Origin of the sequence: Streptococcus cristatus (assembly GCF_001578775.1) — a bacterium.
GTDB classification, from domain to species: Bacteria; Bacillota; Bacilli; order Lactobacillales; family Streptococcaceae; genus Streptococcus; species Streptococcus cristatus_A.
Genome location: NZ_KQ969064.1, coordinates 75,916 through 86,241 on the forward strand (window position 1 = coordinate 75,916; position 10,326 = coordinate 86,241).

The window sequence follows — 10,326 nt, forward strand, 5'->3', positions numbered from 1 at the left end:
CCGGCCATCCCCTGTCAGCCTTTACGACGGATTTGACCGGCATTACCGACGAGCATGTCCGCAATGCCAAGCCGCTGGAGCATGTCCTGCAGGAGTTTCAGGATTTCTGCCAGGACAGTATCCTTGTGGCCCACAATGCTACCTTTGACGTCGGTTTTATGAATGTCAATTATGAGCGCCACGGCCTGCCCCGCATCAGCCGGCCAGTCATCGATACGCTGGAATTTGCCCGCAATCTCTATCCAGAGTACAAGCGTCACGGTCTGGGGCCTCTGACCAAGCGCTTCCAGATTGCCCTGGAGCACCACCACATGGCCAATTACGATGCCGAAGCAACCGGCCGCCTGCTCTTTATCTTTATCAAGGATGTGGCTGAAAAGCACGGCGTGACCAATCTTAAGGATTTGAATACGGATCTGGTCGATGAGAATTCCTACAAGAAGGCTCGGGTCAAGCATGCGACTATTTATGTGAAAAACCAGACGGGACTGAAGAACATCTTCAAGCTGGTCAGTCTGTCCAATACCAAGTATTTTGAAGGAGTCCCGCGGATACCGCGGACCGTACTGGATGCCCATCGTGAGGGCTTGATACTGGGCTCCGCCTGCTCAGAGGGCGAAGTCTTTGATGCTGTGGTCTCTCAGGGAGTGGATGCGGCGGTCGAAACAGCCAAGTATTATGACTTTATCGAGGTCATGCCGCCGGCCATTTATGCTCCGCTTATTGCCAAGGAGCAGATCAAGGATCAGGAAGAGCTGCAGACCATTATTCGAAACTTGATTGAGGTCGGAGACCGCTTGGGCAAGCCGGTCCTTGCGACGGGCAATGTCCACTATCTGGAGCCCGAAGACGAGATTTACCGCGAGATTATCGTCCGCAGTCTGGGGCAGGGAGCTATCATCAACCGGACCATTGGCCACGGGGAAAATGCTCAGCCCGCGCCGCTGCCCAAGGCTCATTTTCGGACCACCAATGAAATGCTGGACGAGTTTGCCTTTCTGGGAGAGGACTTGGCCAAGAAACTGGTCATCACCAATCCCAATCAGCTGGCCGAGACCTTTGAGCCGGTCGAGGTGGTCAAGGGCGATCTCTACACGCCTTTCATTGACAAGGCAGAGGAGACGGTTGCTGAGCTGACTTATGAGAAGGCCTTTGAGATTTACGGCAATCCCCTGCCCGATATTGTAGACCTGCGGATTGAAAAAGAGCTGACCTCTATCTTGGGGAATGGCTTTGCCGTGATTTATCTGGCTTCGCAGATGCTGGTGCACCGCTCCAATGAGCGGGGCTATCTGGTTGGCTCGCGGGGGTCTGTCGGCTCCAGCTTTGTCGCGACCATGATCGGGATTACCGAGGTCAATCCTCTGTCGCCTCACTATGTCTGCGGCAAGTGCCAATACAGCGAATTTATCACTGACGGCTCCTATGGTTCCGGTTTTGATATGCCGGATAAGGACTGTCCAGAGTGCGGCCACAAGCTCAGTAAGAACGGTCAGGATATTCCTTTCGAGACTTTCCTTGGGTTTGACGGGGATAAGGTACCCGATATTGACCTCAACTTCTCTGGAGAGGATCAGCCCAGCGCCCACTTGGACGTGCGGGACATCTTTGGAGCTGACTATGCCTTTCGGGCCGGTACCGTTGGTACGGTGGCAGCCAAGACAGCCTTCGGCTTTGTCAAGGGCTATGAGCGCGACTACGGCAAGTTCTACCGGGACGCCGAGGTGGAGCGCCTGGCTCTGGGAGCAGCTGGAGTCAAGCGTACGACCGGTCAGCACCCGGGCGGTATCGTTGTTATCCCTAACTACATGGATGTTTATGATTTTACGCCGGTCCAGTATCCAGCTGATGATGTGACAGCCGAATGGCAGACCACTCACTTTAACTTCCACGATATCGATGAAAATGTCCTCAAGCTAGACGTTTTGGGACACGATGATCCGACCATGATTCGGAAGCTTCAGGACTTGTCTGGCATTGATCCAAATGACATTCCTATGGATGACGCTGGTGTCATGGCTCTCTTTTCTGGGACAGACATTCTGGGGGTGACTCAGGAGCAAATCGGCACGCCGACTGGTATGCTGGGGATTCCAGAGTTTGGGACTAACTTTGTACGGGGTATGGTTGACGAGACCCATCCGACAACATTTGCCGAGCTCTTACAGCTATCTGGTCTCTCTCATGGTACGGACGTTTGGCTGGGCAATGCTCAGGACTTGATCAAGCAAGGAATTGCTGACCTGTCCACCGTAATCGGCTGTCGGGACGACATCATGGTTTACCTCATGCACAAGGGCTTGGATCCTAAGATGGCCTTTACCATCATGGAGCGCGTGCGGAAGGGCCTCTGGCTGAAGATTTCTGAAGAAGAGCGCAATGGCTACATCGCAGCCATGAAGGAAAACAATGTGCCAGAATGGTACATTGAGTCCTGTGGAAAGATCAAGTACATGTTCCCCAAGGCCCATGCAGCAGCCTACGTTATGATGGCCCTGCGGGTAGCCTACTTCAAGGTGCATCATCCGATTTATTACTACTGTGCCTACTTCTCTATCCGGGCCAAGGCCTTTGACATCAAGACCATGAGTGGTGGTCTTGATGCCGTCAAACACCGGATGAACGAAATCGCTGAAAAGCGCAAGAACAACGAAGCCTCCAATGTAGAAATTGACCTTTATACGACTTTGGAAATCGTCAATGAAATGCTGGAGCGGGGTTTCAAGTTCGGCAAGCTGGACCTCTATAAGAGCCATGCGACTGAGTTTCTCATCGAAGGGGACACCCTGATCCCGCCTTTCTCTGCCATGGACGGTCTGGGGGACAACGTTGCCCGCCAAGTGGTCAAAGCCCGGGAAGAAGGCGAATTCCTCTCTAAGACCGAACTCCGCAAACGCGGCGGCCTCTCCACCACTCTGGTCGAAAAAATGGACGACATGGGCATTCTGGGCAATATGCCCGAGGACAACCAGCTAAGTCTCTTTGATGATTTGTTTTAGGGAAAATGTAAACCTAACGAGAAGGATAAAATTCCTATCTTGTTAGGTTTTTTCTGTATTTCAATCCTCCCAATCCTTTCCCTTGACATTTCCAATTTTCGGTGTATAATTGTTGTAAGTTAAATAGTTACAACAAAGAAAAGAGGAATTAATATGACCTACACCTACAATAGCCACATTTACCTAGCAGAAGCAGTGTTGAACGTTCAGGATTTGAAGCGTCAGACAGCCTTTTACCATCACATTATCGGTTTGGAGATTTTATCACAGTCAGATCGGGAAGTCCTTCTGGGAGCTGGGGGTAAGCCCTTGGTTCACCTGATAGAGACTGATCGAAGGGAACTCGTAAAGGACAGTTATGGTCTTTATCATCTGGCTATTCTCTTGCCGAGCCGAGAAGCTTTGGGGGATGTTTTTAAGCATATCGCTGAATTGCAGATTCCCCTCATCGGTGGGGCGGATCATGGTTACAGCGAAGCTCTTTACTTAGAAGATTTGGAAGGTAATGGCATTGAACTTTATCGAGACAAGCCGGTGTCAGTTTGGGATATTCGTGAGGACGGTCGTATTATCGGGGTGACGGAGGAATTGGCTGCCCAGGATATTTATGAGCTGGGACGGGAAGTGGATCCTTTTGTTATCGATCCAGAAACGCGCATGGGCCATATTCACCTATCTGTCAAGGATAGTCAAGCTTCCAGTCGTTTTTATCAGCAAGTGCTCGGTTTAGAAGATAAGTTTAGTATTCCAAATGCCAGTTGGATTGCAGCAGGCGATTACCACCACCATCTAGCTGTCAATGAATGGGGTGGGAAAAAGCTAGCGCACCGTGAGAAAGACATGCCAGGTCTTGCCTCCTATGTTGTTGAGGTGGAAGAGAAAGAAAGCCTGCTTGTCATTGCAGCCGCCGCCAAGGAAGAGGGAGCTCCCATCACTTGGTTGACCTCCAATGAACTTATCTTTGAGGATCCAGATGGGATCCTAACCCGTGTGCGAAAGGGGTAGTGCATGAAAGTTTACTATATTTGGGATGCCTATTGTGGCTGGTGTTATGGTTTTGACAAGATCTTAGCACCCTTTATGAAAGCTCATCCTGAGCTTGAACTGGACATGATCTCTGGTGGGCTCTTTACGGGTGGAAATGAAAAAACCACGCGCCAACTGGGAGCATATGATACCATGAACGAGGAAATTGCTCAGAGATATGGAGTTGAGTTTGGCGAGGCTTTTAAAGCGACCTTTACCCAAGACTTACCAGTTGATTCACTCAGGGCTGCTCAGGCTTTTGGAGTCCTTCGTCGCTATATCCCACAAGAAGAGCAAGTAGTGCTTGCTTACCGGATGCAGCAAGCCTTTTATGAGAAAGGACAGCTCTTGTCAGACCTTGAGACCTATGAAAACGTGATTGGCGAATTTGATCTGGATCCTATGATCCTTTTACCAGAGGTTGCGACAGCTTGGCAGTCCAGAGCACCCCATCCTGACTTTAGGAGAGCACGTGAGCTGGGCGTGACTAGCTATCCGACCCTGATCCTTGAAAAGGATGGTCGCTATTACGACCTAAGAGGACAGGCCCAAACAGTGGAAGAACTAGAAGCAACTTATCAAAGTTTATTGCATCTAGATTAGAATAAATCATGAAGAGCCGGTTTTGCCGGCCCTTTTTGGTATAATAGAGAAAAAGGAGAATATCATGCCCCAAGATTTGCGTATCAAAAAAACAAAGCTAGCCATTCGTCAAGCGGTGCTAGGTTTGCTTGCTGAAAAACCATTCAAGAAAATTACAGTAGCAGAGATTATACATACAGCAGAAATCAATCGAGGGACCTTTTACGCCCACTATCTCGATAAGTATGATCTGTTAGAGAAGATTGAGATGGAGGTAGGAGAAGAGTTTTCTGCTGCTATTCAGGATTTGACCTCTCGAACCTTACAAGAAAACTGGGAGCAGGGAGATAGTTTTGACCATATCCTTCCCATTCTGACTTATGTTGAGGAAAATCAAGAATTGTTCAAATTGATGGCAGAAAGAAAGTTAAGCTCGGCTTGGTTTGATGACATTGTCGCTACTTACTTTCAAAGTATTTTTCCAAGAGAGGCTGGAGACGATGTTTGGGCCTTATACAAACAGGATGTTTTAAAAGCCAGCATTGTAGCTACCGCTAATCGTTGGGTTTTGGGTGGTTGTCGTGAAAATAAGGAAGATTTAGCTTCTTGGATGACGGAGACTGAGCAACTCATTTTATTTGATCATACGTAAACCATACAGATCCTTAAAAAGTGTTCGATAAGCAACAGATTGTCATTTATTGCTGATTGAACGCTTTTTATTTTCGCGTATAATAAAACATGTAAATAAAAACAACACCTAACAACAAACATATTTGGAGGAAAAAAATGGCTAAAGATTTTACATTGTCTGATGGCACGAAATTACATGTTTTTACAGCTGATGAGATGGGCTTCATGGTCACATCGACCTTGGTGGTTCGCAAACAAAAGGCTTTGTTAATTGGGGCACGTTTTAGACTCTCAGATGGCCGAGAAATCGTGGAGTATCTCAAAGAAAACAAGCTAGAATTAGAACAGATTTTCATTATCCATGGGGATCCAGATTATTATTTTGGTTTAGAAGAAGTCAAGGCAGCATTTCCAGAGGTTGTAGTCGTAGCGACACCTTTTGTGGTGGAACATATCCTAGCGACTGTAGAAAACAAACTCGAAGTTTGGCGTGATTTTCTGGGAGACGATTTACCCAAAAATGTCGTGATTCCATCTGTCATGACTGAGCAAGTCATTGAGTTTCAAGGAACACGCTGGAAATTGTATGGTTCTGAGCCATCCCAAGTCAATCTCTGGAATGAAGAGACAAAAACACTTATCGGTGGAGTTAATGTGTTCAACGAAAGTCACTTGTTCCTTGCAGATACACCAACTATAAAGGAATTACGTGACTGGCAAGGGCGTTTGCGTGAATTATTAGCTTTGGATGCCGATTTGGTAGTTGTGAGCCATGGTGATGAGAGTCGTTCCTTTGACAATCAAGCCTTACAATTCTCGCTAGACTATATTGAGTACGCGATTGAACTAAAAGGTTACGTTCAGGATTCAGAAACTTTTAAAGAAAAAATTCAGGAGCGTTTTCCAAATCTTCGTAACGAATCAGTTCTCGACATGAGTGCCAAAGTTATGACAGGTGAAATGGTATGGGGGTAATAGAAATGACAGTTGATTATAAAGAATTGGTAGCCCAGTCTTATCAAGCAATGGCCGAAGGGCGAATAGCGGACTTTAAAGCTTATTTTGCAGACCAATTGGTCTGGAAAGAGGCAGAAGGTTTCCCTTATGGTGGTGTTTACCATGGGATTGATGCGGTTGTTGACCATGTTCATAGTCGTCTAGGCTCAGAATGGGTGGACTATCAGGCGACACCAAAAGCGTATTTTGTGAGTGAGAATCAAGTCGTCGTTCACGGGCAATACAGTGGGACTTACAAGAAAACCAATAAATTTTTTAGAGCAGATTTTGCACATTTTTATCGGTTTAACGAGGCAGAAAAAGTTGTCAACTTTATTCAAGTCGTTGATAGCGCACTTGTACAAGCTGCAATGACATCTTAGAAAGACAGGAAATAAAATGAAAACATCTACAAAAACATGGATTGCAGGAGTAACAGCAGTCGTCGTTTTAGGAGCAGGAGGAATTTATTATATGAACCAACAACAATCAGCACAAGTAACATCACAAGAAACCAATCAAATCTCAAAAATGAGCAATACAGAAAAAGCAGTCGCTTTGTTGAAATCCTTTGAAACGGGAGATACGGGGATTGCTAAGCAAGTTTTGAAAAAAGACTATATTCAACACAATCAGACCGTAGCTACAGGCTTGGATGGCTTCCTTCAAATCATGGAAGGAGCTAAAAACGGTGGAAGTGCTGCGACTGTTGATATTAAGCGTCAATTTGAAGATGGAAATACCGTCGTCTTACATAGTGTCTACAACTTTGGTGGACAAGAAATGGTCGGATTTGATGTTTTCAAATTTGATGATGCAGGTATGATCACGGAGCATTGGGACAATCTTAGCCCTGTTCGCGATGCCAACTACAGTGGTCACACACAGTTTGATGGTGCAGCGACAATTGATACCAGTGTGAATGGAGAAGAAACTAAGAAACTGGTTTCGACTTATATCGATGATATTATCTATGGTCAACATCCTGAAAAATTGGACTCATACTTTAATGGAGATAACTATATCCAGCATAATGCAGATATGGTTGACACAGTTTCAGGCTTTAAAGCTTCTCTTCAACAGATGGCCCAAATGGGAATCAATATGGATTATAAAACAACGCACCAAGTCCTTGCCCAAGGTGACTTTGCCTTGGTTATTAGTGAAGGAAACTTGGCTGGAAAAGAGACAGCTTTCTATGATCTCTACCGTGTAGAAAATGGGAAAATCGCAGAACATTGGGATGTTCTTGCAGATGTCATTGCTGATTCGGAAGCAGCAAACACGAACGGGAAATTTTAAATCGAATTGATCAGTATTTGAAAATAATAATAATTAGTAATTTTTTGAGCAAATCGATTGACATTCCGTTTAAATAGAGTATAATGGAGAATGTAATAAAACAAATTACAACAAGAAAGGTTCTTATGAATATCATTAACCAAATGAAACAATTGTTTAAGAAGAAAGAGGAAACAAACATGAAAAACATTTTATTTATTGTCGGATCCCTTCGTGAGGGTTCATTTAACCACCAAATGGCTAAAAAAGCAGAAAGTTTGCTTGCTGGAAAAGCAAACGTTACATACCTGGACTACAAGGACATTCCGTTGATGAACCAAGACTTGGAAACACCAACCTTGCCAGCAGTTCAAGCTGCGCGTGATGCAGTTCTTGAAGCAGACGCTATCTGGATTTTCTCACCAGTTTACAACTTTGCTATCCCAGGTACAGTGAAAAACTTGATTGACTGGTTGAGTCGTGCGCTTGATTTGTCAGAAACTAGTGGTCCATCAGCTCTTCAAGACAAGATTGTAACGGTTTCTTCTGTAGCTAATGGAGGTCATGAACAATTGTTTGGTGCTTACCAAGCTCTCCTTCCATTTGTTCGGATGCAAGTTGTCGGAGATTTTACTGGAACGACTGTGAATCCAGAAGCATGGGGAACAGGGGAACTTGTATTGAACGAACAAGCTATTGCTGGACTTGAAAAACAAGCTCAATCTCTTCTCCAAGCCTAATTTCTATAAAATATCTATAAAAAACTGCTCTCCAAATCTTGGGCTCAAACTCTAGCATTTGGAGAGCAGTTTGTTTTGATACTCAATGAAAATCATCAGCAAACTAGGAAGCTAGCCGCAGGTTGCTCGAAACACTGTTTTGAGGTTGCAGAGAGAGCTGACGTGGTTTGAAGAGATTTTCGAAGAGTATGACTAGGAGGGTGGTGTCTTGCCTTTAGGCTTGTAAACCAACCTCATTTCTGTATAATAGTATCAGACGAAAAGTAGTTATTTACTTTCGTATCAAGATCATAAGGAGACAAGATATGACACAAGCACTCATTGTAGTCGATATTCAAGAAGGATTGATCAACCTCGGGCCTGCAAATAAGGAGCCATTTATTGCAACAGTTAAACAAACCATTGCGAGTTTTGAAGAGGCGGGGAAGGAAGTGATCTATATCCGCCACACGGAAGCAGAAGGATTTTTATCTGAGGGCGACGCTAGCTGGCAGGTTTACCATGAGTTGAGTCCACGTCCACAGGATCGCATTTTCAATAAAAACTTTAACAGTATGTATCGTGGGACAGAGCTTAAGGCTTATCTAGATAGTAAGGGCATCACTAGCTATTCAGTTGTGGGAATGCAGGCAGAGTTCTGTATCGATACCTCTTTGAAAGTTGGATTTGAATATGGATTTGAACAAGTTTTGGTTCGTGATGCCGTGACAACCTTTGACAATGACCACCTACCAGCACAGAAAATCATTGATTTCTACCAAGACCACATCTGGGACAATCGTTTTGCCAAAGTTTTGCCAGTAGAAACCATTCAAGCAGCAAATAAGTAAGGAGTCAGCATGCCTGTTGGAATTATAATCAATTCACTTGCCATTCTTCTTGGGGGGATTACAGGTGGTTTGTTTGGCGACTATCTCAAGGAGGACTTAAAAGAAAATCTCAACTTGATTTTTGGATTGGCGGCCTTAGGGATGGGGATTAGTGCGATTGCCAATATGGTGAATATGCCAGCAGTTATCTTTGCCCTTGTGTTGGGGACCGTTCTAGGCTTGATATTTAAGGTTCAAAAAGGCATTGACCGAGTGGCAGGCTGGATGGAGAAAGGCTTGTCTCGCTTGCTTCCAAATCAGGACTTGGGTCTATCTCGTGAGGAATTTAATGCCCAGTTACTGACCATTATCGTCCTCTTTTGTGCCAGTGGAACTGGAATTTACGGAAGTCTGGAGTCTGGAATGACTGGAGATGCTTCGATTCTCATTTCCAAGTCTATTTTGGACTTTTTCACAGCAATGATTTTTGCTTGTAGCTTGGGTTACATCGTTTCTATGGTTGCCATTCCTCAATTTCTCTTGTTTTTCCTGCTCTTTTTGAGTGCCAATCTAATTCTGCCCTTGACCACACCGTCCATGATAGGAGACTTTAAGGCTTGTGGAGGGTTTCTTATGTTAGCTAGCGGTTTTCGAATCATGAAATTACGTGATTTTCCAGTAGCAGATATGATACCAGTTATGGTTCTTGTCATGCCGATTTCCTGGGCTTGGACGGCTTGGATCCAGCCCTTGATTGGCATGTAAGAGCATGCGATTTCTCACCATGAACAAAAACACCATCTGATGGAAAATCAGACGGTGTTTTCTTAATCTTTCAAAAATTCTTGAAGGGCGGGCAGGGTCGTCTGGCTAAAGGTCTCGTCGATCCAATGACCGCCGCCTTCCACAGTCACGAGTTGGCTATTTGGAATGGTTTGACTGGCTTCTAGCGCATAGCGGTAAGGGACGATGGTATCATTCGTGCCATGAACGATAAGGGTAGGAGCTGTGATCTTCTCTTGAATGGTGCGGGCATCCCCATCCAGGGCATCGATCAAGTAGATTTTCCCAAGGGTGGCCCCGTGGTGGGTCAGGCTGTCTGGCAGGTCTTCAAAGGATGGGCTCCCAAGTTCTTGATAAGTTTCCTTGACATCATCAAAAAGGACAAAGGCAGGAAAGATCAGGGCTAACTTATGCACATGGTCTGGATAAGTGCTGGCATAGAGACTAGCCACCACACCCCCCTGACTGACTCCAATC

General features: G+C 45.4%; 11 protein-coding genes. 10 read left to right on the top strand and 1 reads right to left on the bottom strand.

Annotated elements, in window-relative coordinates:
* The 10 genes from SCRDD08_RS09685 to SCRDD08_RS09730 all read left to right on the top strand — a co-directional run.
* Nucleotides 1–2,999 (top strand): PolC-type DNA polymerase III (locus SCRDD08_RS09685; RefSeq protein ID WP_231089376.1); only part of this gene is annotated, 2,999 nt, incomplete at its 5' end.
* A 153-nt stretch (nt 3,000–3,152) separates the two neighbouring features.
* Nucleotides 3,153–4,004 (top strand): VOC family protein, encoded by an 852-nt coding sequence (locus SCRDD08_RS09690; RefSeq protein ID WP_061423500.1) that lies wholly within the window; start codon nt 3,153–3,155, stop codon nt 4,002–4,004.
* A gap of 3 nt (nt 4,005–4,007) precedes the next feature.
* Complete coding sequence (locus tag SCRDD08_RS09695; RefSeq protein WP_061423501.1) at nt 4,008–4,628, top strand: DsbA family protein; 621 nt, start codon at nt 4,008–4,010, stop codon at nt 4,626–4,628.
* Between the two features lie 64 nt (nt 4,629–4,692).
* Nucleotides 4,693–5,259, top strand: a complete 567-nt coding sequence (locus tag SCRDD08_RS09700) for a TetR family transcriptional regulator (protein ID WP_061423502.1) — start codon at nt 4,693–4,695, stop codon at nt 5,257–5,259.
* Between the two features lie 137 nt (nt 5,260–5,396).
* On the top strand, nt 5,397–6,215 hold the full coding sequence (locus SCRDD08_RS09705; RefSeq protein WP_061423503.1) for an MBL fold metallo-hydrolase: 819 nt from the start codon (nt 5,397–5,399) through the stop codon (nt 6,213–6,215).
* Nucleotides 6,206–6,619 (top strand): nuclear transport factor 2 family protein, encoded by a 414-nt coding sequence (locus SCRDD08_RS09710; RefSeq protein ID WP_081104302.1) that lies wholly within the window; start codon nt 6,206–6,208, stop codon nt 6,617–6,619. Before SCRDD08_RS09705 ends, SCRDD08_RS09710 begins: the two co-directional genes overlap by 10 nt.
* Nucleotides 6,620–6,635: 16 nt before the next feature.
* Nucleotides 6,636–7,538, top strand: a complete 903-nt coding sequence (locus tag SCRDD08_RS09715; protein ID WP_231089377.1) for a nuclear transport factor 2 family protein — start codon at nt 6,636–6,638, stop codon at nt 7,536–7,538.
* 179 nt (nt 7,539–7,717) lie between these two features.
* A complete protein-coding gene (locus tag SCRDD08_RS09720) occupies nt 7,718–8,257 on the top strand; it encodes an NADPH-dependent FMN reductase (RefSeq protein ID WP_061423537.1) in 540 nt (179 codons plus the stop codon).
* 305 nt (nt 8,258–8,562) lie between these two features.
* Nucleotides 8,563–9,087 (top strand): cysteine hydrolase family protein, encoded by a 525-nt coding sequence (locus tag SCRDD08_RS09725; protein WP_061423504.1) that lies wholly within the window; start codon nt 8,563–8,565, stop codon nt 9,085–9,087.
* 9 nt (nt 9,088–9,096) lie between these two features.
* Nucleotides 9,097–9,831, top strand: a complete 735-nt coding sequence (locus tag SCRDD08_RS09730; protein ID WP_061423505.1) for a DUF554 domain-containing protein — start codon at nt 9,097–9,099, stop codon at nt 9,829–9,831.
* 62 nt (nt 9,832–9,893) lie between these two features.
* On the opposite strand, the gene SCRDD08_RS09735 is transcribed toward SCRDD08_RS09730, so the two are convergent.
* A partial coding sequence (locus tag SCRDD08_RS09735; RefSeq protein WP_155719809.1) for an alpha/beta fold hydrolase occupies nt 9,894–10,326 on the bottom strand: 433 nt, incomplete at its 5' end.

Coding starts and splice junctions, on each gene's coding strand:
- SCRDD08_RS09690 (WP_061423500.1), top strand. CDS start 3,153: ATGACCTACACCTACAATAGCCACATTTACCTAGCAGAAGCAGTGTTG.
- SCRDD08_RS09695 (WP_061423501.1), top strand. CDS start 4,008: ATGAAAGTTTACTATATTTGGGATGCCTATTGTGGCTGGTGTTATGGT.
- SCRDD08_RS09700 (WP_061423502.1), top strand. CDS start 4,693: ATGCCCCAAGATTTGCGTATCAAAAAAACAAAGCTAGCCATTCGTCAA.
- SCRDD08_RS09705 (WP_061423503.1), top strand. CDS start 5,397: ATGGCTAAAGATTTTACATTGTCTGATGGCACGAAATTACATGTTTTT.
- SCRDD08_RS09710 (WP_081104302.1), top strand. CDS start 6,206: ATGGGGGTAATAGAAATGACAGTTGATTATAAAGAATTGGTAGCCCAG.
- SCRDD08_RS09715 (WP_231089377.1), top strand. CDS start 6,636: ATGAAAACATCTACAAAAACATGGATTGCAGGAGTAACAGCAGTCGTC.
- SCRDD08_RS09720 (WP_061423537.1), top strand. CDS start 7,718: ATGAAAAACATTTTATTTATTGTCGGATCCCTTCGTGAGGGTTCATTT.
- SCRDD08_RS09725 (WP_061423504.1), top strand. CDS start 8,563: ATGACACAAGCACTCATTGTAGTCGATATTCAAGAAGGATTGATCAAC.
- SCRDD08_RS09730 (WP_061423505.1), top strand. CDS start 9,097: ATGCCTGTTGGAATTATAATCAATTCACTTGCCATTCTTCTTGGGGGG.